General features: G+C 70.7%; 27 protein-coding genes. 21 read left to right on the plus strand and 6 right to left on the minus strand.

Annotated features, from left to right (window positions below):
- Window positions 1-94: 94 nt before the first annotated feature.
- The 13 genes from AB0L64_RS23855 to AB0L64_RS23915 all read left to right on the plus strand — a co-directional run bounded on the left by AB0L64_RS23855 (window position 95) and on the right by AB0L64_RS23915 (window position 12,703).
- Window positions 95-1,804 carry a GMC family oxidoreductase gene (locus AB0L64_RS23855; protein WP_363713263.1) on the plus strand — a complete coding sequence of 570 codons (1,710 nt, stop codon included), beginning with the start codon at window positions 95-97 and terminating at the stop codon, window positions 1,802-1,804.
- 517 nt (window positions 1,805-2,321) lie between these two features.
- Window positions 2,322-3,317: a biotin synthase BioB gene (gene bioB / locus AB0L64_RS23860; protein ID WP_363713264.1), complete on the plus strand. Its 996-nt coding sequence runs from the start codon at window positions 2,322-2,324 to the stop codon at window positions 3,315-3,317.
- Window positions 3,314-3,502 carry a hypothetical protein gene (locus AB0L64_RS23865; protein ID WP_359927565.1) on the plus strand — a complete coding sequence of 63 codons (189 nt, stop codon included), beginning with the start codon at window positions 3,314-3,316 and terminating at the stop codon, window positions 3,500-3,502. The genes bioB and AB0L64_RS23865 overlap by 4 nt, the downstream gene beginning before the upstream one ends.
- 70 nt (window positions 3,503-3,572) lie before the next feature.
- Window positions 3,573-3,770 carry a hypothetical protein gene (locus AB0L64_RS23870; RefSeq protein ID WP_363713265.1) on the plus strand — a complete coding sequence of 66 codons (198 nt, stop codon included), beginning with the start codon at window positions 3,573-3,575 and terminating at the stop codon, window positions 3,768-3,770.
- Between the two features lie 51 nt (window positions 3,771-3,821).
- The gene (locus AB0L64_RS23875) at window positions 3,822-4,202 is read left to right on the plus strand and encodes a hypothetical protein (protein ID WP_363713267.1); all 381 of its coding nucleotides are present in this window, start codon (window positions 3,822-3,824) and stop codon (window positions 4,200-4,202) included.
- Window positions 4,195-5,151, plus strand: coding sequence for a zeta toxin family protein (locus tag AB0L64_RS23880; RefSeq protein WP_363713269.1), 957 nt, complete (start codon window positions 4,195-4,197; stop codon window positions 5,149-5,151). Before AB0L64_RS23875 ends, AB0L64_RS23880 begins: the two co-directional genes overlap by 8 nt.
- 95 nt (window positions 5,152-5,246) lie before the next feature.
- The gene (locus AB0L64_RS23885) at window positions 5,247-6,560 is read left to right on the plus strand and encodes an adenosylmethionine--8-amino-7-oxononanoate transaminase (protein ID WP_363713271.1); all 1,314 of its coding nucleotides are present in this window, start codon (window positions 5,247-5,249) and stop codon (window positions 6,558-6,560) included.
- Window positions 6,560-7,681, plus strand: a complete 1,122-nt coding sequence (locus AB0L64_RS23890) for an 8-amino-7-oxononanoate synthase (RefSeq protein ID WP_363713273.1) — start codon at window positions 6,560-6,562, stop codon at window positions 7,679-7,681. Before AB0L64_RS23885 ends, AB0L64_RS23890 begins: the two co-directional genes overlap by 1 nt.
- A 203-nt stretch (window positions 7,682-7,884) precedes the next feature.
- Window positions 7,885-8,547: a dethiobiotin synthase gene (gene bioD, locus AB0L64_RS23895; RefSeq protein ID WP_363713275.1), complete on the plus strand. Its 663-nt coding sequence runs from the start codon at window positions 7,885-7,887 to the stop codon at window positions 8,545-8,547.
- Entirely contained in the window at window positions 8,544-9,632 is a 1,089-nt protein-coding gene (locus AB0L64_RS23900; RefSeq protein WP_363713277.1) for a hypothetical protein, read from the plus strand. The genes bioD and AB0L64_RS23900 overlap by 4 nt, the downstream gene beginning before the upstream one ends.
- A gap of 11 nt (window positions 9,633-9,643) precedes the next feature.
- Entirely contained in the window at window positions 9,644-9,841 is a 198-nt protein-coding gene (locus tag AB0L64_RS23905) for a hypothetical protein (RefSeq protein WP_355699556.1), read from the plus strand.
- A gap of 21 nt (window positions 9,842-9,862) precedes the next feature.
- Window positions 9,863-11,413 (plus strand): glutamine-hydrolyzing GMP synthase, encoded by a 1,551-nt coding sequence (guaA, locus tag AB0L64_RS23910; protein ID WP_363713509.1) that lies wholly within the window; start codon window positions 9,863-9,865, stop codon window positions 11,411-11,413.
- A 312-nt stretch (window positions 11,414-11,725) separates the two neighbouring features.
- Window positions 11,726-12,703 (plus strand): winged helix-turn-helix domain-containing protein, encoded by a 978-nt coding sequence (locus AB0L64_RS23915; protein WP_363713280.1) that lies wholly within the window; start codon window positions 11,726-11,728, stop codon window positions 12,701-12,703.
- 15 nt (window positions 12,704-12,718) lie between these two features.
- Here the strand turns inward: AB0L64_RS23915 and AB0L64_RS23920 are convergent, their stop codons facing one another.
- A complete protein-coding gene (locus tag AB0L64_RS23920) occupies window positions 12,719-13,522 on the minus strand; it encodes a TetR/AcrR family transcriptional regulator (RefSeq protein WP_363713282.1) in 804 nt (267 codons plus the stop codon).
- A gap of 68 nt (window positions 13,523-13,590) precedes the next feature.
- Here AB0L64_RS23920 and AB0L64_RS23925 point away from each other — a divergent pair, with 68 nt between their 5' ends.
- The 3 genes from AB0L64_RS23925 to AB0L64_RS23935 are packed head-to-tail and all read left to right on the plus strand — an operon-like array spanning window position 13,591 to window position 16,059.
- Window positions 13,591-14,454 carry an NAD(P)H-binding protein gene (locus AB0L64_RS23925; protein WP_363713284.1) on the plus strand — a complete coding sequence of 288 codons (864 nt, stop codon included), beginning with the start codon at window positions 13,591-13,593 and terminating at the stop codon, window positions 14,452-14,454.
- Window positions 14,435-14,998 (plus strand): DinB family protein, encoded by a 564-nt coding sequence (locus tag AB0L64_RS23930; RefSeq protein WP_363713286.1) that lies wholly within the window; start codon window positions 14,435-14,437, stop codon window positions 14,996-14,998. Before AB0L64_RS23925 ends, AB0L64_RS23930 begins: the two co-directional genes overlap by 20 nt.
- Before the next feature lie 32 nt (window positions 14,999-15,030).
- Entirely contained in the window at window positions 15,031-16,059 is a 1,029-nt protein-coding gene (locus tag AB0L64_RS23935; protein WP_363713288.1) for an Rv2578c family radical SAM protein, read from the plus strand.
- 12 nt (window positions 16,060-16,071) lie between these two features.
- Here AB0L64_RS23935 and map read toward each other — a convergent pair whose 3' ends face one another.
- Complete coding sequence (gene map, locus AB0L64_RS23940) at window positions 16,072-16,839, minus strand: type I methionyl aminopeptidase (RefSeq protein ID WP_363713290.1); 768 nt, start codon at window positions 16,837-16,839, stop codon at window positions 16,072-16,074.
- A gap of 107 nt (window positions 16,840-16,946) precedes the next feature.
- On the opposite strand from map, the gene AB0L64_RS23945 reads away from it, so the two are divergent.
- Window positions 16,947-18,086 carry a CapA family protein gene (locus AB0L64_RS23945; protein WP_363713292.1) on the plus strand — a complete coding sequence of 380 codons (1,140 nt, stop codon included), beginning with the start codon at window positions 16,947-16,949 and terminating at the stop codon, window positions 18,084-18,086.
- A gap of 61 nt (window positions 18,087-18,147) precedes the next feature.
- Window positions 18,148-18,690, plus strand: a complete 543-nt coding sequence (locus tag AB0L64_RS23950; protein ID WP_363713294.1) for an rRNA adenine N-6-methyltransferase family protein — start codon at window positions 18,148-18,150, stop codon at window positions 18,688-18,690.
- A 65-nt stretch (window positions 18,691-18,755) separates the two neighbouring features.
- On the opposite strand, the gene AB0L64_RS23955 is transcribed toward AB0L64_RS23950, so the two are convergent.
- Entirely contained in the window at window positions 18,756-20,492 is a 1,737-nt protein-coding gene (locus AB0L64_RS23955) for an ABC transporter ATP-binding protein (protein WP_363713295.1), read from the minus strand.
- Entirely contained in the window at window positions 20,489-22,207 is a 1,719-nt protein-coding gene (locus tag AB0L64_RS23960; RefSeq protein WP_363713297.1) for an ABC transporter ATP-binding protein, read from the minus strand. The genes AB0L64_RS23955 and AB0L64_RS23960 overlap by 4 nt, the downstream gene beginning before the upstream one ends.
- 169 nt (window positions 22,208-22,376) lie before the next feature.
- On the opposite strand from AB0L64_RS23960, the gene AB0L64_RS23965 reads away from it, so the two are divergent.
- Window positions 22,377-23,342, plus strand: coding sequence for a glycerophosphodiester phosphodiesterase (locus AB0L64_RS23965; protein ID WP_363713299.1), 966 nt, complete (start codon window positions 22,377-22,379; stop codon window positions 23,340-23,342).
- Here the strand turns inward: AB0L64_RS23965 and AB0L64_RS23970 are convergent.
- Window positions 23,339-24,598 (minus strand): M48 family metallopeptidase, encoded by a 1,260-nt coding sequence (locus tag AB0L64_RS23970; protein ID WP_363713301.1) that lies wholly within the window; start codon window positions 24,596-24,598, stop codon window positions 23,339-23,341. The genes AB0L64_RS23965 and AB0L64_RS23970 overlap by 4 nt on opposite strands.
- Window positions 24,599-24,693: 95 nt before the next feature.
- Window positions 24,694-25,029, minus strand: coding sequence for a PspC domain-containing protein (locus tag AB0L64_RS23975; RefSeq protein ID WP_355699568.1), 336 nt, complete (start codon window positions 25,027-25,029; stop codon window positions 24,694-24,696).
- A 129-nt stretch (window positions 25,030-25,158) separates the two neighbouring features.
- Here AB0L64_RS23975 and AB0L64_RS23980 point away from each other — a divergent pair, with 129 nt between their 5' ends.
- Window positions 25,159-25,650 carry a SigE family RNA polymerase sigma factor gene (locus AB0L64_RS23980; protein ID WP_363713304.1) on the plus strand — a complete coding sequence of 164 codons (492 nt, stop codon included), beginning with the start codon at window positions 25,159-25,161 and terminating at the stop codon, window positions 25,648-25,650.
- Window positions 25,647-26,504: a PASTA domain-containing protein gene (locus AB0L64_RS23985; RefSeq protein ID WP_363713306.1), complete on the plus strand. Its 858-nt coding sequence runs from the start codon at window positions 25,647-25,649 to the stop codon at window positions 26,502-26,504. Before AB0L64_RS23980 ends, AB0L64_RS23985 begins: the two co-directional genes overlap by 4 nt.
- The last annotated feature ends 13 nt before the right edge of the window (window positions 26,505-26,517 follow it).

Below are 26,517 nucleotides of genomic sequence, written 5' to 3' on the forward strand. Positions count from 1 at the left end.
CGCTCGGCGGGTCATGGGGCTGTGACTCCCGGTCTTCCCTCGTCGCTCCGGTCGCTTCGCTCCCTCCGCTCCTCAGTCCAGACCGGGAGGCCCCATGACCTTCGATTACGACGTCGTGATCATCGGGTCCGGCTTCGGTGGGTCGGTGTCGGCGCTGCGGCTGACCGAGAAGGGGTACCGGGTCGCCGTCCTGGAGGCCGGGGCGCGGTTCGAGGACGCCGCCTTCGCGAAGAACTCGTGGGACGGCAAGCGGTTCCTGTTCGCCCCGAAGCTCGGCATGTACGGCATCCAGCGGATCAGCGCTTTGCGCGACGTGATCATCCTGTCCGGCGCCGGGGTCGGCGGCGGCAGCCTCAACTACGCGAACACGCTGTACGAGCCCCTGCCCGCGTTCTACGCCGACCGGCAGTGGGCGCACATCACCGACTGGCGGTCCGAGCTGGCGCCGTACTACGACCAGGCGAAGCGGATGCTGGGCGTGACGACGTACCCGGGGTTCACACCGGCCGACAAGGTGATGAAGCAGGTCGCCGAGGACATGGGGGTCGGCGAGACGTTCCGCGCGACACCGGTCGGTGTCTTCTTCGGTGAGCCCGGCGTGGAGGTCGACGACCCGTACTTCGGCGGCGCGGGCCCCCGCCGTACCGGCTGCATCAACTGCGGCGAGTGCATGACGGGCTGCCGGCACAACGCGAAGAACACGCTGACCAAGAACTACCTGTACCTGGCGGAGAAGGCCGGCGCGGAGGTGTACTCGCTGACCACGGTCACGTCGGTCGAGCCGCTCCCCGAAGAAACCGGCGGCGGATACGCGATCGACACCCGGCGGACGTCGAACAAGAAGGCCACCCGCCGGTTCACCGCGCAGCAGGTCGTGTTCGCGGCCTCGGCCCTCGGGACCGCGAAGCTGCTGCACCGGCTCCGTGACGAGGGCAAGCTGCCCCGGCTGTCGGACCGGCTCGGCGTCCTCACCCGGACGAACTCGGAGTCGCTGCTCGGCGCGATCTCCCGCGACCGCGACGTCGACTACAGCTACGGCGTCGCGATCACGTCGTCGTTCCACCCCGACGAGATCACCCACATCGAGCCCGTGCGGTACGGGAAGGGCAGCAACGCGATGTCGCTGCTGCAGACCGTGCTGACCGACGGCGACGGGGACAAGCCGCGCTGGCGGACCTGGTTGCGCGAGCTCGGCGTGCAGCGGAAGAACATCCGCTGGCTGTACGACCTGAAGCACTGGTCCGAGCGCACCGTGATCGCGCTGGTGATGCAGACCGCGGACAACTCGATCACGACGTTCGGCAAGCGCGACCGGCTGGGCCGCTGGCGGCTGACGTCGAAGCAGGGCCACGGCGCGCCGAACCCGTCCTGGATCCCGGTCGCGAACCAGGTGGTCCGGCGGATGGCGCGGCTGATGAACGGTACGCCGGGCGGCACGATCGGCGAGCCGTTCAACGTGCCGATGACGGCGCACTTCATCGGCGGCTGCGCGATCGGCGACTCACCGGCGTCGGGCGTCGTGGATCCGTACCACCGCGTCTACGGGTACGACGGCCTGCACATCGTCGACGGCTCGACGATCTCCGCGAACCTCGGCGTCAACCCGTCCCTGACGATCACCGCCCAGGCCGAGCGGGCCCTGTCGTTCTGGCCGAACAAGGGCGAGGCGGATCCGCGTCCGGCGGCCGGATCGGCGTACGAACGCGTCCAACCGGTGAAGCCGGCGCACCCCGTCGTACCGGCCGAGGCTCCGGGGGCGCTGCGGTTGCCGATCTTCCCGAAGCAGGCTGTGACGGAGCCGTAACAAAGCGGTGCGAAAAGAAGCAAATGAAAAAGCCTCAGCAGTAGGTTGCTGAGGCTTTGTGAAAAGGTCCGGAAAAGGGAGCAGGTCCCTCGGGAACGTTTCCGCCCAAATCGTTTCCCGAGGGACCCACTCAAGCCGGGGTGAGGCGCCCGGCGCTTTGGGATCGGGTCACCAACCACAGCTGGCGACCCGAGCTCTTGGTCACTACCTTACATCCGATTTCCGCGAGCTTCAGGCCTTGTGACCACTCTGCGTGCTGATCGTAATGATCGGCCTTGTCGCTCTTGGTAATCAGGTGGCGGTCTTCCTTGCGGTAACCGCCTTCGTACACATCAACGAGCCCTTCTACAGGGGGTTACGAGGTTTCCCAGAAAAATCCAGAAACTTTTCCGGGAGAGTGCGGAGAGTGGCGATGAGGCACTCCGGGGGCATCTGTTCCACGTGACGCCCGCCGCAGCCCCGGCGTACCCCTCTGACCTACTGTGAGCCCGGACCGTTGAGTTGAGGCAGGAGAATGATGAGCGACATCCTGGACGTGGCACGTGGGCAGGTTCTGGAGCAGGGCATCGGGCTGAGCCAGGAACAGCTGGTCGAGGTTCTCCGGACCCCCGACGACCGGCTGCCCGAGCTGCTCGCGCTCGCCCACGACGTCCGGGTGAAGTGGTGCGGCGAGGAGGTCGAGGTCGAGGGGATCATCTCGCTGAAGACCGGCGGCTGCCCCGAGGACTGCCACTTCTGCTCGCAGTCCGGCCAGTTCACCTCGCCGGTGCGGGCGGTCTGGCTGAACATCCCCGAGCTCGTCGAGGCCGCCAAGGAGACCGCGAAGACCGGCGCCACCGAGTTCTGCATCGTGGCCGCGGTCCGGGGGCCGGACGAGCGGCTGATGTCGCAGGTGAAGGCCGGGATCGACGCGATCAACGCCGAGGTCGACATCAACATCGCCTGCTCGCTCGGGATGCTGACCCAGGCTCAGGTCGACGAGCTGAAGTCGTGGGGCGTGCACCGCTACAACCACAACCTCGAGTCGGCCCGCTCGTACTTCGGCGACGTCGTCACCACGCACTCCTTCGAAGAGCGCTGGGAGACCTGCCTGATGGTGCGCGACTCCGGCATGGAGCTGTGCTGCGGCGGCCTGGTCGGCATGGGCGAGTCGCTGGAGCAGCGCGCCGAGCTCGCGGCCCAGCTCGCCGAGCTCGACCCGCACGAGGTGCCGCTGAACTTCCTCAACCCGCGGCCGGGGACGCCGTTCGGCGACCTGGACGTGATGGACGGCAAGGACGCGCTGCGCACCATCGCCGCGTTCCGGCTGGCGATGCCGCGGACGGTCCTGCGGTACGCCGGCGGCCGGGAGCTGACCCTCGGCGATCTCGGCACCCGCGAGGGCCTGCTCGGCGGCATCAACGCGGTCATCGTCGGGAACTACCTGACCACCCTCGGGCGCCCGGCGACCGCCGACCTGGACCTGCTCGCCGAGCTGAAGATGCCGGTCAAGGAACTCCAGAAGACGCTGTGACCGAGACGTACTGCGGCCGCTGCGGCCGCGAGCTCGCCGACGGCAGTCACGAGGACTGCCGCCAGGCGCTGGCCCTGGAACCTCCGAGGTACTGCGGGACCTGCCGCCGCCGGATGGTCGTCCAGGTCCACCCGATGGGCTGGTCGGCGCGATGCTCCGTCCACGGTGTGCTGACCGCGGGCTGATTCGAACGCCCGTTTGCTCCTGCACGCTCGTAGAGTCGCGCATTCCATCGATCCTGGGGATGTGATCGTAATGGGCAAGTGGGGACAGAAGCGGGCCGAGACTCGGCGAGCGGTGACGAACGGCGGCACTGTGTCGGGCGGTCAGGCGAGGCGGGCCACGCAGGTCGGCGGTCTCGGTGACGACGGACTGGTCCGGAACCCGCGGGGCCAGGTCACCGGCGACTTCCGGAACCGCAGGAAGAGGGGGCAGAACCAGAACGGCGTCTGAGTCCCGGCGGCCGCCGTCGGGCTGACCCGAGGCGTCGGATATCGTTTATCTGTGGGTAATCTCGCCAACCTGACTGTGCTTCCGGCGCTGGGTAGGGCGAAGTGGACGACCGCGCAGATCTTCGGGTACGAGATCGCGCTCGAAGCGGTCCGGCAGGCGATCGGGGCCTGCGCCCAGCGGATCGCCGAGGCCGAGGCCGCCGACGAACCCGATCAGGACGTGATCGCGGCGTTGCGCGCCGAGCAGGCCGCCTGGGCGGCCCGCGGCGAGCAGCTCGACCCGCTCGACACCCGCGCCGTCAGCCGGGTTCGCGTCGACGCCGACAACCTGCTCAGCGTCGACGACGAGGACGAAGACGACGATGAGGGCGCCGGCGAGCGGGACGACGAGGCCGAGGAGGAGCCGGGCGGGCAGGATGGCCGAGGTGACTGAGCAGGACCGGTTCGTACCGAGCGGCTTCTCGCCGAGCGGCTTCCGGCCGCGCGAGTTCGTGCTGAGCGAGGCGGACAGCGAGCGCGTCTTCCGCGAGCGGATCGTCCCCGACCGGCTCACCGGCATCCCGCAGGACGATCCGGTGGTGGTCTTCGTCGCCGGTCAGCCCGGCGACGGCAAGGCCTCGATCACCGCGCTCGTGAAGGCCGTGCTGGGGCGCCGCGGCCGGCCGGTCGTGCTGAGCAGCTTCGCCCTCGAGGCGTACCACCCGCGGCTGTCCGAACCCATCAGCGACGAGCCCTCCACCGCCGACCGGTACGTCGAGACCGACGGCCTCCGCTGGCTGGCCCGCGCCGAGGAACTGGTCGCCGAGCAGCGGTACGACGTCGTCGTCGAGACCGAACTGGCCGACCCGGAGGCGTTCGCGGCATCGGCCCGCGCGTTCAAGGCGGCCGGCTACCAGGTCGAGGTCGCCCTCGTCGCCGTCCACGAGGCCGTCAGCCGCCTCGGCGTACTGCAGCGCCACATCCGCGCCCTGGAGGACTTCGGCTTCGGCCGCCTCGTCACGCAGGCCCGCCACGACGCCGGGTACGCGGGTGTACTGCGCGCGGCCGAGCTGATCGATGAGAGCGACTGGGCGGACCGCGTCGGCGTACTGCGACCCGACGGCCGGCTGATCTACGGCAACGAGCGCGACCCCGACTGGCAGCAACCACCCCGCGCCGCCGACGCGATCACCTGGGAGCGCGAACGCATCTGGTCGGTCACCGAATCCCGCGACTTCCTCGAGGCCACCAGCTCCGTCGAACGCTTCGGCCTGTCCGCCCCGGTCCAATGGATCCGCGACGAGTCCGTCGACGGCGCCAGGGCCTTGATGACGCTGGCGAAGCCCCGCCTCGACCCAGTGGCCGTCACCTTGCACATCGCCAAGGCGGGGACCGCCTTCTAGCGGCGCGCGAGGTACTGATCACATCGGGCCCACCTGCGGGTCGCGCGCGTAGGAGAAGCGATTACCGTTGGGAATCCCTTGGACGGAGGAGGACGGTGTCACAGTCGGTCAATGCGTGGCGACAGCGGGACGCGGAGGTGCTCTGGCATCCGTACTCCTCGCTGACCGAGCCGTCGCCGGTGCGGATGGTGCGGGGCGCGTCCGGCGTGCGGTTGCAGCTGGACGACGGCGTGGGCGGGACTGTCGAGGCGATCGACGCGATGGCGTCGTGGTGGTGCATGATCCACGGCTACCGGAACCCGGTGCTGGACGCGGCGCTGAAGCGCCAGGTCGACGAGTTCAGCCACGTGATGTTCGGTGGGCTGACCCACGAACCGGCGATCCGGCTGGCGGACCGGCTGATCGAGATCACGCCGGAGCCGCTGCGGCACGTGTTCTTCTGCGACTCGGGATCGGTCTCGGTCGAGGTGGCGATCAAGCTCGCCCTGCAGTACCAGGTTGCGCGCGGCAACCACGGCCGGACCCGGATGCTGACGGTGCGCGGCGGGTACCACGGCGACACGTTCGCGCCGATGAGCGTCTGCGACCCGGTCAACGGCATGCACTCGCTGTTCACCGGCGCCCTCAAGGAGCAAGTCTTCGGCCCGCAACCACCCGCCGGCTTCGACCGCCCGGACGACGACCCGGAGCTGCGGTCCTGGGCCGACGCGCTGGCGGCGCTGGCCGAGCAGCATTCCGGTGAGGTCGCGGGCATCGTCGTCGAGCCGGTTCTGCAGGGCGCCGGCGGCATGTACCCGTACAGCCCGGCCTGCCTGCGCGTTCTCCGCGAGATCGCCGACCGCCACGGTTTCCTGCTGATCTTCGACGAGATCGCCACCGGGTTCGGCCGCACCGGCACGATGTTCGCGTCGGAGCACGCGGGCGTCGACCCCGACATCCTGTGCGTCGGCAAGGCACTGACCGGCGGGTATCTGACGCTGGCGGCGATGCTGTGTACGACGGACGTCGCGCGCACGGTGTCGAACGGGCCAGGTGGTGCGTTGATGCACGGTCCGACGTTCATGGCCAACCCGCTCGCCTGCGCGGTTGCCCTGGCGTCGATCGACTTGCTGCTCTCCCAGGACTGGGCCGCACGAGTGGACCGGATCTCGGCCGGTTTGTCTGCGGGGCTGGCCCCGGCGCGGGAGCTGCCTGCCGTGAAGGACGTGCGGGTGCTCGGGGCTGTCGGCGTGGTGCAGCTCGGCGGGCCGGTGGATCTGCCGCGGATGACCGAGGCGGCGTTGCGGCGGGGCGTGTGGGTGCGCCCGTTCCGCGATCTCGTCTACACGATGCCGCCGTACGTCTGCACCGACGACGACATCGCCGCCATCGGCGCGGCGATCACGGGTGCCGTCGGGGAGGCCGGCTGATGCTGGAGGACTGGCTCGCCCCGAAGGCAGCCGCGCTGGAGGCCCGCGGCCTGACCCGGCGTCTGCACGCCCGCGCCGCGGACGCCGACCTGATCGACCTCGCAGGCAACGACTACCTCGGCCTGGCTCGCGATCCGCGGGTGGTGGCGGCCGCCGCGGACGCCGTACGGACGTGGGGCACGGGCGCGACGGCGTCCCGCCTCGTCACCGGTACGACGGAACTCCACGAGCAGCTCGAGTCCGCGCTGGCGGTGTACGCCGGGCAGGAGTCGGCGCTCGTGTTCTCGTCCGGGTATCTGGCCAACCTCGGCGTGGTCACCGCGCTCGGCGGCCCGGGCACGCTCCTGGTCTCCGACGAACACGTCCACGCGTCCCTCGTCGACGCCTGCCGCCTGGCCCGATCCCGCGTCGAGATCGTCCCGCACAACGACGTGGACGCCGTCGAGAAGGTGCTTGCCGAGCGCAACGAACCGCGCGCGCTGGTGATGACCGAGTCGGTCTTCAGCGTCCTCAGCGACGAGGCACCGCTGCCCGAACTCGCCGCGATCACCAAGTCCCACGACGCCGTACTGCTGGTCGACGAGGCCCACGGTTTGGGTGTCACCGGCAACGGTCACGGATCCGTCCACGCGGCCGGCCTCGCCGGTCTCGAGCATGTCGTCGTCACGATGACGCTGTCCAAGTCCCTGGCCTCGCAGGGCGGAGTGGTCCTCGGGCCGTCCCTCCTCCGCGAGCACCTCGTCAACCGGGCCCGCCCGTTCATCTACGACACCGGGCTCAACCCGGCCGCCTGCGCCGCCGCGCTGGCAGCCCTGCAGATCCTGCAAGCCGAGCCTGACCGCCCCGCCGCAATCCACGCAGCCGCAGCCCAACTGGCCACCGCCTGCGCAGTCCCGCAACCCCGAGGCGCGGTCGTCTCCGTTCCCATGCCAGGCCCACGCGAAACCGTCCACGCGGCGGAGGCCTGCCTGGCCGCCGGGGTACGAGTCGGCAGCTTCCGCCCCCCATCCGTCCCCGACGGCATCTCCCGCCTCCGCCTCACCGCCCACGCCGGCCTGACCACCGCCGACCTGGACAGAGCCTCCACGGTGGTCACCGCCGCAATCGCCGAAGCGTCCTGACCCCGGCGTCGGCTGAGGTATGCGGGGCGGGCACCACCAACGCGGCGATGATTCCTGCCTCGCCATGGTCTTGATCGACGGCCCCATCGTGTCTCCGCAGGACGTAGCGACGCCGCCACCATGCGTGACAGGCGGCCGCGGCGCTCCAGGGTCTCCCGAGGGACCTAGCCGGGCCGCCGGGCGCCGCGCCTAGACTCGGGCGGGTGACCCGGATCCTGCTTGTCACCGGCACCGATACCGGCGTCGGGAAGACCATCACCACCGCGGCCCTCGCTGTCCGGGCGACCGGTTCGGTTGCCGTCGTCAAGCCCGCGCAGACCGGCGTCGGGCCGGACGAGCCGGGGGACCTGGACGACGTGCACCGGCTGAGCGGGCTGACCAAGCTGCACGAGGGCGTCCGGTTGCGGGATCCGTTGGCGCCGACGACCGCGGCCCGGCGGGAGGGCGTCAGGCTGCCACCGGTGGTGGCGCACGCACGGGCGATCGACGAGCTGGCCCGGACGAACGACACGGTGCTGGTGGAGGGCGCGGGCGGCATCCTCGTCGGTTTGGATGCCGAAGGCAACAACCTTGCGGACCTGGCCGGGCACCTGACGTCGCCGTTCGGATTCGTGGTGGTGGCGAGGGCGGGTCTGGGCACGCTGAACCATGCGGGGCTGACCGTCGAGGCCTTGCGGTCCCGGGGCCTGCCGATCGACGGGCTGGTGATCGGGTCGTTGCCGGAGCAGCCCGATCTCGCCGAGGAGTGCAACCTGGAGGACCTGCCGGCGACGACCGGGGTCCCGGTGCTCGGGCGGATCCCCGCCGGGGCGGGATCACTGAGCCAGGAGGAGTTCGTCGCCGCCGCGCCGGGATGGTTCGAGTGACCGGCTGTCCGGCGCGGTACGACGAGCAGCTCGGGTACTGGGTCGTCGACGATCCGGCGCAGGCGCGCGACGTCCTGCTCGATCCGCGGACGTTCCGCCCGGACAACGCCGTCCTCGCACACACTCCGCTGGCGGTGAAGGCGTTGCGGGTGCTGTCCGCGGTGGGGTTCGCGCTGCCGCCGACGCTGGCGAACAACGCGGGGGAGTCGCACCGGCCGATCCGTGCCGCTGTCGCCCGGTTCTTCAGCCCGGCGCGGGTGGCGGCGGCCGAGCCGTTCACCCGGGAGCTCAACGCCGTGCGGGTCGCGGCGGCAGCTGCGGAGCTCGCGAGCGGGCGGGAGGTGGATCTGGTCCAGGCGATCGCTGCCGAGCCGCCCGCCCTCGTCGTACTGCGGTTGCTCGGCCTGACGGATGTCGACGTACCAGCGTTGAAGGCGTGGAGCCTGGACTCGCTGGAACTGTTCTGGGGATGGCCCGACGAGGACCGGCAGCTGGAGCTGGCTCACAGCGCGGCCGAGTTCTATGCGTGGCTGCGCTCGCGGACGACAGCCGCGCGGCAGGCGCCGGCCGACGATCTGTTCGGTGCGCTGGTCGGGCTGGGGCTGACCGACGAGGAGGTCTGTGCGGTCGGCTACTTCCTGCTGATCGCCGGTCAGGAGACCACCACCCAACTCATCTCCGCTGCTTTCCACCGCGTGCTGGGAGAGGCCGACCGCGCTGCCGAGCCGGCGGAGCTGGTCGAGTGTGTGCTGCGGGATTCGTCCTCGGTCCCGACCTGGCGGCGGATCACTGCTGAGCCGACGACCCTCGGCGACGTGGACCTGCCGGCGGGAGCGCCGGTGCTGCTCGGGCTGAGCGGCCACGGCGGCCCGGCGGATCTCGCGTTCGGGATCGGGATCCACCGCTGCCTGGGCGCGGGCCTGGCGCGGATGGAGACGCGGGTCGCCCTGGAGAGCGCCGGCGAGCTGCTGGCCGGCGTCCGGCCGGTGGAGGAGCCGCCGCTGATCGACCTGCTCTCGTTCCGGGCGCCGAAGCGTCTCCGGGTTGTAACGCGCGGTAACACCGAGGACAACTCGCGGCCCTAGCGTCACCTCTCGTGAGCTTCCCATCGCGCCGCCGGGTGCGGCTCTGGTTCGGACCGCACCAGATCGCGGACTATATCGGCGAACCGGCCGCGGCCGCCCGTCACGAGGCCGCGATGCGGCGCCGGTTCCCGGGCCTGGACGTCACCAACGACCCGCTGCCGGCGCCTCGGCGTTCGGCGGATTACAGCCCTGCTGACCTGCACCGATAGGCTTTGCGCGTGGCCCACGAAATCCCGCAGCACGAGTTGGTCCTGGTCGTCGACTTCGGCGCGCAGTATGCGCAGCTGATCGCCCGCCGGGTGCGCGAGGCGAAGGTGTACTCCGAGATCGTGCCGCACTCGATGCCGGTCGAGGAGATGCTGGCCAAGCAGCCGAAGGCGATCATCCTGTCCGGCGGCCCGCAGTCGGTGTACGCCGAGGGCGCGCCGCGGGTCGAGTCCGGGCTGTTCGAGGCCGGCGTCCCGGCGTTCGGGATCTGCTACGGGTTCCAGGCGATGGCGCAGACGCTCGGCGGCGACGTCCGGCGGACCGGGCTGCGCGAGTTCGGCCGGACGCCGGTCACGGTGAGCGCGGCCGGCACGCTGCTGGCCGGCATCCCCGAGGACCTGAACGTGTGGATGTCGCACGGTGACGCGGTGCACGCGCCGCCCGCCGGGTTCGCGGTGCTCGCCGCCTCCGAGGGTGCGCCGGTGGCCGCGTTCGAGGACCTGGACCGGCGGCTCGCCGGTGTCCAGTGGCACCCGGAGGTCCTGCACTCGCAGGCCGGGCAGGCCGTGCTCGAGCACTTCCTGTACGAGATCGCCGGCTGCAAGGGCGACTGGACGACGACCAACGTCGTCGAGGAGCAGGTCGAGCTGATCCGGCAGCAGGTCGGCGACAAGCAGGTGCTGTGCGCGCTGTCCGGCGGTGTCGACTCCGCGGTCGCGGCGGCCCTGGTGCACCGGGCGATCGGCGACCAGCTGACGTGTGTGTACGTCGACCACGGCCTGCAGCGGGCCGGGGAGTCGGAGCAGATCGAGAAGGACTTCGTCGCCGCGACCGGGATCCGGCTGGAGGCGGTCGACGCCGAGGAGCAGTTCCTGACCGCGCTGGCCGGCGTGACGGACCCGGAGCAGAAGCGGAAGATCGTCGGCCGGGAGTTCATCCGGACCTTCGAGGCGACCGCGCGCAAGGTGGACGCCGAGCGGCACATCGAGTTCCTCGTCCAGGGCACGCTGTATCCGGACGTGGTCGAGTCCGGCGGCGGCGCGGGCGCGGCGAACATCAAGTCCCACCACAACGTCGGCGGCCTGCCGGACGACCTGCAGTTCAGCCTGATCGAGCCGCTGCGAACGCTGTTCAAGGACGAGGTCCGCGAGCTCGGCCTGGCGCTCGGCCTGCCGGAGACGATGGTCTACCGGCACCCGTTCCCGGGGCCCGGCCTGAGCATCCGGATCATCGGCGAGGTGACCCGCGAGCGGCTGGACATCCTCCGCGCCGCGGACCTGATCGCCCGCACCGAGCTCACCGCGGCCGGGCTGGACCGCGACATCTGGCAGTTCCCGGTGGTTCTGCTCGCCGACGTCCGGTCGGTCGGCGTCCAGGGCGACGGCCGGACGTACGGTCACCCGGTCGTCCTGCGCCCGGTCACCAGCGAGGACGCGATGACCGCCGACTGGGCCCGCCTGCCGTACGACGTGATCGAGCGGATCTCGACCCGGATCACCAACGAGGTCGACGAGGTCAACCGCGTCACCCTCGACGTCACCAGCAAGCCCCCGGGCACCATCGAGTGGGAGTAAGAGAACGCCGTGGAGGCGCCCCCCACCTGCCGTGGCGGCACGGTCGCCCCGGCCGCGCCGCCCACCGAGTTTGAGGGGTTCACCCCTCGGGTTGTCCCTTCGCTCCTGGCACACCAGGGGCGAAGGGGCAACGGCAGTGGTGAACCCCCGATGTTGCCGCGCGCGGCGGGGCCGGTGAGCGCTTCGGCAGCTTGTCGGCTGGGGCTCGGATTCCGGGCCAGGCTGTCACAGCGGGTGACCCCCACGACTGTTAGTGTCGTAGTGTCGCCCGTTGACCACGGCGGGTGATATTCCTCGGGGGAGGAGACCGTGGTGTTCCGCGTTCATTTCGAGTGTGCGGATCTGGCGAGGACGACGATCGCGCAGCAGCCCGATCCGTTGTGGGAGGTCCTGCTGGGTCTCCACGTCCTGCAGACCGATGACGAGCCGGAGACATTCGGCAGTTGGCGCGAGCGGGCGAGAGCCCGGCTGAGCGCCCTGGAGCAGGAGTTGCTCGCAGTGACCCCGCCAGTGGGGTACTCGCCGGACTTCCTGACACCGCGGGCCGCGGGCGAGGGACTCGAGGCGGGACTGGCGGCCGTCGCCGCCACGCCGGCCGGTCAGCTGCGGTCCGAGCTTGGCCGGTTGTCCGACACCGTCCGGCTGCCCGCCTGGACCCGGCGGCTCGCGGCCGGTGAGACCGCCGTGATGCACCGGCTCGTGCAGGGCCTGAAGTCGTTCCACCGGACCAAGATCGCGCCGCAGATGCCGATGATCACGACCGCGATCGAGCCGGCCGTTGCCAAGCACAACGACACGGTCGCGAACGGCGGGCTCGAGTCGCTGATCCCGCAGCTGCACCCGACGCTGCACTGGGACGCGCCGGTGCTGTCGGTCGACCTGCCGCACATCGACCGCGACCTGCACCTGAACGGCCGCGGACTGCGGCTGGTGCCGTCGTTCTTCTGCTGGAAGTACCCGATGATGCTGCTCGATCCCGCGCTGCCGCCGGTCCTGGTGTACCCGGTCCGGCACGAGGCCTTCCCGGTGGTGACGCGTCGCGTGGACCGTGACGGCGCCGTCGCCGATCTGCTCGGGAAGACCAGGGCGCGCGTGCTGCGGAGCATCTCGAGTGGCGCCTGCTCGACCAGCGAACTCGCGGCCCGTGCCGGCATCTCGCTCGCCTCGGCCAGTGAGCACGCGCGCGTCCTGCACGACACCGGCCTGGTGACGACGCGCCGCATCGGCAGCTCCGTGCGGCACATGCTGAACCCGGTCGGTGCGGACATCCTCACCGGTGTCCGCGGCTGAGCCGGAGTCCTTGATCTATTGGGGTTTCATGGACTGGATGCCGTCGAGGAGGCGGTCCAGGCCGTACCGGTACGAGTCGGCGGCGGCCTCCCGGGTGGACGACTGGTAGCCGTCCGCGTGCCAGATCGCGGTCATCGCGGGATGCCGGTCGACGTCGAAGTACGTCTCCCACAGGTCGTTCCGCTCGTACCACCAGGCGTCGTTGGTCTGGCCGGTCGCGCGCTCGACGAGCCGGCTCTCCGCCTCGAGACTCGCCGCGGAGTCGACGTACGTCGTGACGGCGAGCGCGGCCGTGTTGGTCTCGAGCGCGCCGAGCCCGAGGCCGAGCAACGCGGACAGCAGGTACTCGCGGCCGGCCAGCATGCCCGGGCCGACCGGCGGGCGGATCGTCGACACCTGTGACAGCCACAGGTGCCGCTGGAACATCGCACGGGTCTGCTCCGAGTAGATCTCGACCTGCTCCCGCCAGTCCTCCGGTCGCGCCGCACCCGGGCCCGGCAATTCGCGTTCGCCGAGCACCTGGTCGACCATCAGGTCGAGCAGCTCGTCCTTCGACGGCACGTACGTGTAGAGCGTCATCGTGCCGACGCCGAGCTCCTTGGCCAGCCCGCCCATCGACGCGGCCGCCAGGCCTTGGTCGTCCGCGAGCTGGATGCCCGCGCGCACGACGTCGTCCACGTTCAGCGACGGCCGCCGGCCCGCGCCCCGCTTGCGCGCCGCTCCGTCGGGGAGCTCACCGGCGGCCGGCTGGCGGTGGTTGCGCCACAGCAACGCCAGCGTCTTGTCCGGCTGCCCCTCGCCACTCCGCCGCTCGCTCACGGCCTTACGATAGGCGCTCCGATCAATTCTCGTATACCATACGAGAATTCGAGTGAGGGGAGATCCGGATGACCATCCTGGTGACGGGTGCGACCGCGAGTGTGGGGCGCCTGCTGGTCGACGAGCTGGTCGCGGCCGGTGCGCCGGTGCGGGCGCTGACCAACCAGCCGGCCCGGGCCGCGCTGCCGCCGGAGGTGGAGGTCGCGCGCGGGTATCTCGGCAAGCCCGAGACGCTGCCCGCGGCGCTCGCAGGCATCGACACCGTGTACCTGGCGCCGCTTCCGGCGTACGTCGACGACTTCGTCCGTTGCGCGCGCGACGCCGGCGTGCGGCGGGTCGTCGTGCTGTCGGGGGAGCCCGCGGACTACGAGGCGCAGGGAGATCCGTCGACGTGGCACTACTACCGGATCGAGCGGGCGATCGAGGCAGCCGGCTTCGACTGGACGTTCCTGCGGCCCGGGCAGTTCATGAACAACACGCTCGACTGGGCTCCGTCGATCAAGGCCGACTCCGTCGTCCGCGCGCCGTACGCCGGCGCCGTGCAGACGCCGATCGACCTCGCCGACATCGCGGCGGTGGCGCGGGTGGTGCTGCTGTCCTCGGCGTACGACGGGCAGAAGATCACGATGAGCGGGCCTGAGGGGCTCACACCGCCGGAGCAGGTCGCCGCTGTCGCGGAGGCGATCGGGCGGGAGGTGCGGTTCGAGGAGCTCACGCCGCAGGAGTACCTGGACGGCCTGGCGCCGGTGATCGGGCTCGAGACGGCGCAGTGGCTGCTGGACGGATTCCGGATGATGGCCGAGCATCCGATGAAGCCGGAGCCGGCCGTGGTCGAGGTGACCGGGCGGCCGGGGACGACGTACCGCGAGTGGGCGTTCTCGAACGTCGGCGCCTTCCGGCATGATCGCGGGCGTGAAGGAAACTCTGCATGACTACCTCCGTAATGCCCGCGAGGCGATCGTCTGGAAGCTCGACGGTCTCGGCGAGTACGACATCCGCCGGCCGCTGACACCGACCGGCACGAACCTCCTCGGCCTGGTCAAGCACCTGACGATCGTCGAGGCCTGGTACTTCGGCAAGAGCTTCGACCGGCCGTTCCCCGAAGAGCTGACCTGGTGGGACGACGACGCCGAGCCGAACGTCGAGATGTGGGCCACGGCCGACGAGACGCGCGCCGAGATCGTCGACCGCTACCGGCGCGTGTGCGCGCACGCCGACGCGACGATCGAAGCGCTCGACCTGTCGGCGGTCGGGCAGGTCCCGTGGTGGCGCAAGTCCTCGGTCACGCTGCACGGGATGCTCGTCCACGTCCTCGCCGAGACCTGCCGGCACGCGGGCCACGCCGACATCATCCGCGAACAGGTGGACGGCGCCGCCGGCCTGCGCTCGGACAACTCGAACCTCCCCGAGCAGGACGCCGCGTGGTGGGAGGCCTACCGCGCGAAGGTCGAGGAGGCCGCGCGGGCCGCCGTTTGACGCCCATGGGAACATGTGTTCGACTATGAGGCATGAGGTGGGCGGGACAGCAGATCGACGCCGAGACCCCGGGAACGTTGCCCGGGCTCGGGTCGATCGCCGGGCTGGTCCGGTCGGTGACGACGCCCGAGTTCCAGGGTGTCACGTTCCATGAGGTGCTCGCCCGCTCGGCGCTGAACTCGGTGCCCGGATCGGCGCTGCCGTTCAACTGGACCGTCAATCCGTACCGCGGGTGCACCCACGCCTGCCGGTACTGCTTCGCCCGGCCGACGCACACCTACCTCGAGCTCGACACCGGCCGCGACTTCGACCAGCAGATCGTCGTGAAGACGAACGTGGCCGACGTCCTGCGCCGCGAGCTCGCCCGCCCGTCCTGGCGGCACGAGCGGGTTGCCCTGGGCACCAACACGGACCCGTACCAGCGCGCCGAGGGCCGCTACCGCCTGATGCCCGGCATCATCGACGCGCTCGCGTCCTCCGGTACGCCGTTTTCGATCCTCACGAAGGGCACGCTGCTCCGCCGCGATCTCGGTCTCCTGTCGACGGCCTCGGCCGACGTCTCCGTCGGTATCGGCATCTCGCTCGCGCTCGGCGACGAGGAGCTGCGCCAGCGTCTGGAGCCCGGCGTGCCGTCGGTCCGCGGCCGCCTCGACCTCATCCGCGCCCTGCGCGCCGCCGGCCTCCCGTGCGGAGTCATGGTCGCGCCCGTCCTCCCCTGGCTGACCGACTCGACCGACCAACTGGATCACCTCCTGGAGGAGCTGTCCGCCGCCGGCGCCACCGGTGTCACCCCGCTCGTCCTGCACCTACGCCCCGGCGTCAAGGACTGGTTCATGCAATGGCTGGCGCACGACCATCCCAAGCTGGTCAGCCGCTACGAATCCTTGTACTCCCACGGCTCCTACGCCTCACCGAGCTACCGCAAAGCCTTCGAGGAGAAGGCCCGCCCCCTGCTCGCCAAACACGGCTTCGCGGGCCCGTCGGCGCACCGTTCCGAACCGATCCGAGGCATGCACGCCACCCGAGCCGCCGGCGCGCCCGCGCAGCAACGCCTGTTCTGACCGCGCAGCCGGCTACGGGAGGGTGAGGATCTGAGGGCCTTCGGGCGTGATGGCCACGGTGTGCTCGGCGTGCGCGCCCCGGGTGCCGTCGCTGGAGCGGAGGGTCCAGCCGTCGTCGTCGATGGTGTAGGCGGACCCGGGGCCCGCCCAGAACCAGGGCTCGATCGCGAAGACGTGGCCGGCGTGGAGTTTGAGGCCGCGGCCGGGACGCCCGCCGTTGGGGATGTGCGGGTCCTCGTGCATGCGCCGGCCGACGCCGTGGCCGCCGAAGTCCAGGTTGGTGCCGACGCCGGCGTCCTTCCCGACCCGCCCGATCGCGGCGCCGATGTCGCCGATCCGGTGGCCCGCGACGGCGGCGGCGATCCCGGCCGCCAGCGCCTCCTCGGTCGTCGCGATCAGCTCCAGGTCCTCGGAGCGCGGGGTGCCGACGCAGAAGCTGATCGCCGAGTCCGCGCACCACCCGTCGACCGAGGCGCCGCAGTCCACGTTCAGCAGGTCGCCGTCGGCGAGCCGCAGGTCGGACGGCAGCCCGTGCAGGACAGCGTCGTTCACCGACGTACAGATCACGCCGCTGAACGGCGACGCCGCGAAACCGGGCTGGTACCCGTCGAACAGCGACACCGCGCCGGCGGCCCGCAGTACGTCGCGCGCCACCTCGTCGAGCTCGCGCAAGGACACCCCGACCGCGGCCTCCTTCTTCACCGTCGCGAGCGCGGTGCCGACGACCCGCCCGGCGAGGCGCATCTGCTCGATCTGCGCCGGTGTCTTCAACTCGACCATGGTTCCTCCGGGATAGTTATACCGGCAGTCCTACCACAACGCGCTCTCAACCAATCCGCCCCGCACAGCGTCTTAGACAACAACAGCAGAGTTCGGGGGGGGCGGGGATGGCGGTACGACGACGCGCGGTGCTCGGGGGAGTACTCGCCGGCGCCGCGGCGGTGGCGACGAGCGGATGTATCGCGGACACGTTCGCGAGCACGCCCGCCGGTGGACCCACGCCGGCACCGAAGCCGAAGCCGGGCAAGCAGCCGGAGCGGCTGACCGTGGTCGCGACCGGCGACGTCCTGCTGCACGAGCGGCTGTGGACCACCGCGAAACGTGACGGCAAGGACGGCCGCTGGGACTTCGCGCCGTTGATGAGCAGCGTGAAACCCCTGGTGCAGAAGGCGGATCTCGCCATCGCGCACCTGGAGACACCGCTCGCCCGCGCGGGCGGTCCGTACCACGGGTACCCGCTCTTCCAGGGCCCGCCGCAGATCGCCGCGGCGCTCAAGCAGACCGGGTACGACCTGTGTACTACCGCGAGCAACCACAGCTTCGACGGCGGCGCGGACGGTGTCGACCGGACGCTCGACACGTTGGACAGGGCGGGCCTCAGGCACGCCGGCACGGCACGCTCGCGGGCAGAGGCCGAGCAGATCACGATCGTCGACGTCCACGGAGTGAAGGTCGCTTCACTGAGTTTCACCTTCGGTTTCAACGGCCTGCCGTACCCGAACGGCCAGACCTGGCGGGCCGGCACGATCAGCGCGAAGACGATCACGCTGAAGGCGCAAGAAGCCCGGGACCGCGGCGCCGACCTCGTGCTGGTCAGCTGCCACTGGGGTACGGAGTACTCCAGCAAGCTCAACGACCAGCAGCGCGAGATCGCCCCGCAACTGCTTGCCGACAGCAACATCGATCTGGTGATCGGCCACCACGCGCACGTCGTGCAGCCGATGGAGGAGATCGACGGCAAGTGGGTCGCGTACGGGCTAGGCAACCTGGTTGCCGCGCATCGCGAACCCAGCAGCACCAAGGCCGAAGGGCTGCTGGCCCGCTTCACGTTCACCCGCAGCGGCGACCGCTGGACGACCGAGGCCGAGTATGCGCCGCTGCTGATGACGGACGACCTGCCGGTCCGGGTCCTCGACGTACGCCGGGAGCTCGCGAAGGACACCGCCCGGCGCAGCCGTCTGGAGCTGGCGCAGCGGCGGACGACGGACACCGTCACGGCACTGGGCGCGACGCCGAAAATGCTTTGAGTCACGGCGTTGCGGCAGTCTAGGGTCGGTCGCATGATTACCTACTTCGTGATGGTCCGTCGTGCCCGCCTCCGGGCAGGCGCGGGGTGCCTGGGGATGGCATCCGCTCGATAGTCGTTGGGCCCAACGGGTCGTGGACGCGGCCGGGATCGTTCCCGGCGAGCTCGTCCTCGACGTCGGGGCCGGCCTCGGTGCGCTGACCGCGCCGTTGGTCCGGGCCGGCGCCCGGGTGGTCGCCGTCGAACTCCATCCCGGCCGGGCCGATCGGTTGCGCCGGCGGTTCGCCGACGCGCCGGTGACGGTCGTCCGCGCCGATGCCGGTGACCTGCGGTTGCCGTCGCGGCCGTTCCGGGTGGTGTCGAGTCCGCCGTACAACATCTCCACGGTGTTGCTGAAGCGCTTGCTGTCGCCGGGCTCCCGCCTGGTGTCGGCCGATCTGGTGCTGCAGCGGCAGGTGGCGAATCGGTGGGTTCGCGGTGACGCGCCCGGGGCGAACCGCTGGTTCCGCCACTACGACCCGTCGATCGGGCTTCGCCTTCCCCGCAAGGCTTTCACCCCACCGCCGCATGTCGATTCAGCAGTGTTGATACTGCGCAAACGCTAGAACCTGAGACCAGCAATCGTGGGCTGGGACCTGCTATTTCAGGTCCCAGCCCACCCGTTCAGGTCTCAGCCGTGCCAGGAGTTCCAGAGGGCGGCGTACGAGCCCTGGCGGGCGACCAGCTCGTCGTGGCTGCCCAGCTCCGAGATGCGGCCGTCCTCCACCACGGCGACGCGGTCGGCGTCGTGCGCGGTGTAGAGCCGATGGGCGATCGCGATGACCGTCCGGCCTTCCAGTACGGCGGCCAGCGAGCGCTCCATGTGCCGCGCGGCCCGCGGGTCGATCAGCGAGGTCGCCTCGTCGAGGACCAGGGTGTGCGGGTCTGCCAGCACCAGTCGCGCCAGCGCCAATTGCTGCGCCTGCGCCGGGGTCAACGCCAGCTGACCCGATCCGACCCGGGTGTCGAGACCGTCCGGCAGCGCCTCGGCCCACTCCCGCGCGTCCACTGCGCCGAGCGCGTCGAGCAGCTCTACGTCGGTCGCCGAGGGACGCGCCATCGACAGGTTGTCCCGCAGCGTGCCGACGAAGACGTGATGCTCCTGCGTGACCAGTGCGACCTGCTTGCGCAGCGCGTCCAGCGGCAGCTCGGTCATCCCCACACCGCCGACCGTCACCGAACCGGTCCGGGGCGGATGGATGCCCGCGACCAGCCGGCCCAGCGTCGACTTGCCCGCGCCGGACGGTCCGACCATGGCGATCCGCTCACCCGGCTGGATCGTCAGGTCGACGCCGTGCAGCACGTCGCGACCGTCGACGTACGAGAACCGCACGTCGCGGGCCTCGACCAGCTCACCGGCCGGTGCCTGCCCCGACGGCGTCCGGTCGTCCGGCACGTCGCTGATGCCGAGCAGCCGGGCGAACGCCGCGCCGCCGGACTGGAGCTCGTCCAGCCAGGACAGCAGCCGGTCGACCGGGTCGATCAGCTGGTTCACGTACAGCACGGCGGCCGTCACGGCGCCGAGTGACGCGTGGCCGTTGAGGTGCATCCAGCCGCCGAACAGCAGTGTGCCGACGACCGGCACGAGGTACCCGAGCTCGGCGGCCGGGAAGTACACGGTGCGCAGGAACAATGTGTAGCGCTCCGCCAGATAGCTGCCGCGGATGTCCGCGTCGCCGCGCCGCACGCGGTCGTCGTACCGCCGGAGGGCCTCGACGGTCCGCGCGCCTTCGACCGTCTCGGAGAGCGAGCTGGTCATCTGCGCGTACGCCGCGTTCTCCCGCAGGTAGCCGTCCTTGGCGCGGCGCAGGTACCACTTCGTGCTCAGCCAGAGCAGCGGGACCATCGCGACCAGTGGCACCAGCACCCAGACGCCGACCAGCGCCGTCGCGACCACGGTGAACACCACGGTCACGAACGCGATGATCGTCTCCGGTACGGCGAAGCGCACGGTGCGCGACAGCGTGTCGACGTCCCGCGACGTCCGCGACAACAAGTCGCCGGTGCCGGCCCGCTCGACGGTGCCGATCGGGAGCGCCAGCGCGTTGTCGACGAACTCCTCCCGCAGCTCGGCCAGCACCTGCTCGCCCAGCGCGAACGACCGGTACCGCGCCCAGCGGGTGAGCAGCGACTGCGCGACGATGAAACCGGCGATCACCGCGATCACCAGATTCACCCTGGCGGCGGTCGTTCCGTTCTGCACGTCCTCGACCAGGTCGCCGATCAGCCGCGGCGCGGCGAGCCCGGTGACCGCCGCCAACCCGTGCAGCCCGAGCGCGACCAGCAGGGCGCGCGGATGCCGCCGGGCGAGCCGCCGGGCGTGCCGGCGGATCTCGGCCGACCCGGCCACGGGCAGGATCTGCCTCATCGGACGGCCTCCTCTTCGGTCTGACGGGTGACGGTACGGCGATACTGCGGGGTGGTCTCGAGCAACTCGCGATGCTTGCCGGTAGCAACCACCCGGCCGGCGGCGACGAAGATCACCTCGTCGACGCGGTCCAGCAGCAGCGGGCTCGCGGTCAGCACCACGGTGCTGCGACCGGACCGGTGCTCGTGCAGCCGGTCCGCGATCCGCGCCTCCGTGTGCGCGTCCACGGCCGAGGTCGGCTCGACCAGCACCAGCACGGACGGGTCGGCGAGCAGGGCGCGCACCAGCACCAGCCGCTGACGCTGTCCGCCCGAGAACGAGCGGCCCTTCTCCTCCACCTCGGAGTCGAAGCCGTCCGGCAGCGCGACCAGCACGTCCTCCGCAGACGCCGTACGCATCGCGGCCATCAGCTCGTCGTCGGTGCACCGGCCGGACGGGTCCAGCTCCGTGCGCAGCTGTCCGGTGAACAGTTGGGAGCCTGTGTCGCTGACCAGGATCCGCTCGCGGATGTCGGCACGCGTGGCGCTGGCCAGCGTCACCCCGCCGTACCTGACCTCGCTGGCGTCGTCATACCGACCCAGGCGGTCGGCGAGCTCGCCGTAGCTGTCGGGCTCGGCGCTGACGACCGCGGTCAGCAGACCGTCGCGGGCGCGGATGCCCGAGACCGGATCGACCAGGTCGCCGTGGTCCGGCAGCCGCACCGACGTCTCCGGCTCGCTGATCTCGGTCTCGAGCTCCAGCACGCGGATCACCCGGCCCGCGGCGACCAGCCCGCGCATCAGCTGGTTGGCGAACTCGGTCGCCGTCCGCAACGGCAGCACGAGGAACGTCGCGTAGCCGTAGAACGCGACCAGTGAGCCCGCGCTGAGCTCTCCGCGCAGCGCGAAGTGCGCGCCCAGGCCGACCACCAGAACGACGAAGACGCCCGGCAGCAGCACCTGCGCCGCGTCCAGCACGGACTGGATGCCGGCTACGCGCACGCCTGCCTGCCGGACCTGCTGCGACTCGCTGCGGTACCGCCGGGAGAAGGACTCCTCACCGCCGATGCCGCGCAGCACCCGCAGGCCCGCCACGATGTCGGAGCCGAGCGAGTTCAGCTCGCCGACCGCCTCGCGCTGAGCGGACTGCCGCTTGTGCAGCGGCCGCAGCATCGGGCCGAGGCAGAACAGCATGATCGGCACGCCGATCAGCACCACCAGGCCGAGCACCGTCGACGACGACAGCAGGATCGCCGCGACCACGACGAACGCGACGATCGCGCCCGCGAACCGGGCCGAGATCTCCATCAGGTTGCCGATGTAGGACAGGTCGCCCGCGCCGATGCTGACCACCTCGCCGGTGGCCAGCTGCTTGGGCAGCGTGGCGCCGAGGTCCGCCGACTTCCGCGTCACCACCTGGACCGTCCGGTACGCCGCGGTCAGCCAGTTGGTGACCGCGAACCGGTGCCGCATGATGCCCGCCGTCGCCTGCACCACGCCGACCGCGAACAGCAGCGCGGTCCAGCGCAGCAGCCGCTCGCCGTCCTGCGCCGCGATGCCCTCGTCGATCGCCCGCCCGAGGATCGCCGGGATGAATGCCTGCGCCGCCATCCACAGGATGCCGAACGCCATCCCGCCGGCGAGCGTGCGGGCCTGACCGCCCGCCACCCACCACAGATAGCGGGCCGGCGAGCGATGGTTCGGGACGCCGGGATCGGCGAGTGGAAGTTGTCTCATGGCCCACTCAGGCTAGGTGTCGCCACGGACACTCCGCATGCGAATTACTCGCACCTGTGGACCCCGCCTGCCGCCGGCCGGCAGGCTGCGTGGTGACGGTCGGTAGACCTTCACCTTGCGTTGGGCAACGGGTTCCCGTCGGGCCATGTCGGGCCCCTGTCCTGGATCCATGTTGGTGATCGCGCATCGGGGAGCCAGCGGCTACCGCCCGGAACACACGTCGGGGGCCTATCGGCTGGCGGCGGTCCAGGGAGCCGACTACCTGGAGCCGGATCTGGTCGCCACGCTCGACGGCGTCCTGGTCTGCCGGCACGAGAACGAGATCTCCGGTACGACGGACGTCGCGGAGCACCCGGTGTTCGCGGACCGGAAGATCACCAAGATCGTCGACGGGACCGCGGTCACCGGCTGGTTCGTCGAGGACTTCACGTACGCCGAGCTGCGGACGCTACGGGCCCGGGAGCGAATGCCCGCGCTTCGGAGGAACAACACGGCCTACGACGGGCTCGAGGAGATCCCCACCTTCGACGACGTGGTCGCGCTGGCGCGCCGGGAGTCGGCGCGGCTCGGCCGGCCGATCGGGGTGATCCCGGAGATCAAGCACCCGGCGTACTTCCGGCGGCTCGGCCTCCCGCTGGAGGAGCTGCTCACCGAGCGGATCCTGGCGCTCGGGCTGCGGCCCGACGAGGTCATGATCCAGTCCTTCGAACCGACGAGCCTGCGCCGGCTGTCGGTGATGACACGCGTCCCGCTGGTGCAGCTGATCGACTCCGAGAGCGCACCGAACGACTTCCTGCGGATCGGCGACGGCCGCACGTACGCCGACCTGATCGAGCCGCGCGGACTCCGGGAGATCGCGACGTACGCCCAGGTGCTCGCGCCGTACAAGGACCTCGTCCTGCCCCGCACCGCCGACGGCTGCCTCGGCGAACCCACCCGCCTGGTCGACCACGCGCACCGCGCCGGCCTGGCCGTCCAGGTCTGGACGTTCCGCGCCGAACGCCGCTTCCTCCCCACCGCCACCGACTTCCCCACCGAACTGACCCGCTTCGCAGCCCTAGGCCTACAGGCCATCTTCACCGACCACCCCGACCAAACCGCCGCCGCCCTCCGCAAACCGGCCCTGAACCTCTAGAGACCGGCCCGCAGTTCGGCCAGTGCCTTCGCGCCCGCCGGCAGGAGTTCACGGTCGATGGCGCGACTGCGATCGATTCCCAGGACGAGGCGTGCGGTGGTGGCCGGGCGGCTGCGCATGAGCCTGGTGCGGAGGTACGTCGGCGGGTGCGTCGCGTCGGTCCGGACTTCGCGGAGGCGGCTGACTCGCAGCTGCCGCTCGATCTCCCGCGCCGGGACCTCGGTCACCTCGCGCCGGACCGCCTCCACCGGATCGATCCCGGCCGGGAAGCGGAGGGCTCGCTCCATGGCACGGTACGAGACGTCGGCGAGGAGCGACCGTTCCAGTGCGTGGGCGGCAGCCTCGGAGCCGGCGATCTCGCCGGACTTGCGATCGGCGAGGTACTCCGCTCGCTGGCTGCTCCGGAGCGCAAGACGCTCCAGGAGCCACGCGACCCCGCGCACCAGCGCTCCGACCGTCGCGTTGACCAGTTGGCTGATCAGGCCGGCGCCGGTCCCGTCCTCGGTGCCGAACTCGCGCCGGATCTGGTCGCCATGCTGCTCGGTGAAGGTCTCCTGCAGTTCCTGCAGCACCGACCAGGCGCCGCCGACCAGCCAACCGCTCCGGGCGTCGCCGTGCCTGCCGTGGCCGAGCTCGTGGGCCAGGACGGCGATCCGCTCCTGCGGTCGTAGACCCGCCCAGAGTGGCAGTCCGATACCGACGACCGGCCGGAAGCGCCAGCCGATCTGCTGGTACCAGACGTTCGGCTCGGTGTTGACGACGACGGTCGCCACCCGCCTGGTGCCGATGGTGTCAGCTAGTTCGTCGAGTACGGCGTACAGCGTGGGGGCATGGTCGCGTGGGACCAGTTGCACGTCCGGCTGCAGTTGTGTCGCGCGTGGCCGGAAGAGGAAGGCTGCCGCGAACGCGACGAGCGCGAGAATCCCGCTGAGCCAGAGCGGTCGGTAGAAGGCGAGCAGAGCGATGCCGGCCAGCAGAGCGATCAGCGGCAGCAGCAGGATCAGTGCGGACAGTACGTGCGCGCCGATCCGGGCCGCGTCCCAGCCGGGGCGGTGGATGCTCCCGGTCTCCAGTTCGCGGTAGAGCGATTCGGCGAGGCGGTGCTCCAGCCGGAGACGCCACGGCGGAGTGTGGTCCTCGCGAGGACTCGGGTCGACGTTCCAGTTGCACTTGTCACACCAGGTGACGTACCGGCGGTCGACCCGGATCCGGTGCCCGCAGTCGGGGCAGACGGCGATCTCTTCGGCGCGCTGCACCACCGAAGTGTGGCAGCGCGGCGGCGGGGTGGCGAGTTGTCGTCACCCCGCCGCTCGGACCGGGGGTGCTGCGCCGTGCTGAGGCGCAGTGCAGATCACGCCGCCGGGGGCTTGTTGTTGGTGTCGTCGTAGATGCGGGAGGCGATGTCCTGCTCGGTGGTGTCCTGGTTCTGGTTGACCGAGTGCTGGACGTTCTGCCAGACCGCCTTGCCGTCGGACTCGGGCATCACGATCCAGGCGACCGCGTAGCCGATCATTGCGGCGCCGCCGGTGATCAGGGTGAGGCCGACCCAGCCGAGGCGGACCAGGGTCACGTCGACGTTCAGGTACTCGGCGATGCCGCCGGACACGCCGGAGAGCATCCGCTGGTTCGCGGAACGACGGAGGACCTTGCCGGAGAGGTTCTGGAACGGTGCGTTGGAGTTCGTCATGGCTCTACTGTCCCGTTTCGGCGGCCCGCTCCACATCCGGATCGGTACCGACTGGCCCCTGATCCGACCCCGACGACTTTCGTGGAACCCTCATGCCAGCCCAGCCTGTCTCTAAGGGTGAGGAGGGACATGGACGAGTTCACCGAGTACGTCACTGCCCGCTGGCCCACACTGGTGCGGTCCGCGGTTCTGCTCGGCTGTACGCCGCCTGAGGCCGAGGACCTGGTCCAGTCCGCGCTGGAGCGCTGTCTGCTCAAGTGGAACCGGGTGCGGGTCGCGGAGGACCGGGACGCGTACGTGCACCGCGTACTGGTCAACTGCTTGCGCTCCTCCCGCCGGCGCCGCTGGCACGGGGAGCTGCCCTGGGCGTCCCTCCCGGAGTCGCCAGGGAGCGATCAGACGGCCGGTGTCGACGACACGGACGCCGTGATGCGCGCACTCGACCGCCTGCCCGGCGACCAGCGCACAGCCGTCGTACTGCGGTATTACGCGCACCTGAGCGAGCAACAGATGGCGTCCGTGCTGGGCGTCGCCGCCGGCACCGTCAAGAGCCGACTGTCCCGCGCGGTGAAGGCCCTGGCGCAGGACCCACACCTGGCAGAACTGCGAGAACCCCGATGACTGACCTGACCGACCTCCTGGAACGGACCGCCGCGCAGACACCGGTAGGCGAACCCCCACTGGATGCCCTGTACGCCGGAGCAACCCGCCGTCGACGCCGCCGCACGGTGGGACTCACAGCGCTCACTGCGGTCGCTGTCGGCGCTGTGATCGCCGGCTCGAACCTGCTGACCTCAGCCACACCGAACGCGCCTGTGACCTCGCCGACCCCAGCTCCGACGACGGCAGTTCCGGTGCCGCCTGCGACGCGGCTGGTTGCGTTCGGTCACGCGGCCATCGCCGTACCGGCCGCCTGGCCGACCAACAAGAGCAGGTGCGGCACCCCGCAACAGGACACCGTCCAGATCGACGACCCCACCGCGGCACAGTTCTGCCAGAGCCACCGCCCGAAGGGTGTGGAGAGCGTGCAGCTGACCGGCGCGCCGCCGTCTCTCGACTACCACGCCGACGAGGCGATCGTCATCGACGGCGTACAGGCCCAGCGTCAGCGCACGAGCTGCCGCGACGGCTGGCAAGGCACCAGGGTGTGTACCGGCGCGGTGGGTATCCCGTCGCTCAAGGTCTGGTTCTACGCCGAGTCGTCCACGAGCGCCGCCGAGGTCGACCGGATCCTGGACCGGATCCAGATCCTGCGGGACCGGTCCGGTGTCCCGAGCTACTCGTCACTCGGTGGCCCGCCTCTCAACCCCATCGCGAAGAACTACGGGCCGCTGTTGCTGGCCGCGGAACTCAAGGCCCTGTACAAGTGGGTGACGGCGCCTGGCTACCCGTCCGGCACGATCCTCGGCGTCTCGCCGGCGGTCGGGACGCTGCTGCCGGTCGGATCTACGGTGACGGTGACGATCGCAAGATGAGCAGAACTGTCGG

The organism is Kribbella sp. NPDC051936, assembly GCF_040680955.1.
Classification (GTDB): Bacteria; Actinomycetota; Actinomycetes; order Propionibacteriales; family Kribbellaceae; genus Kribbella.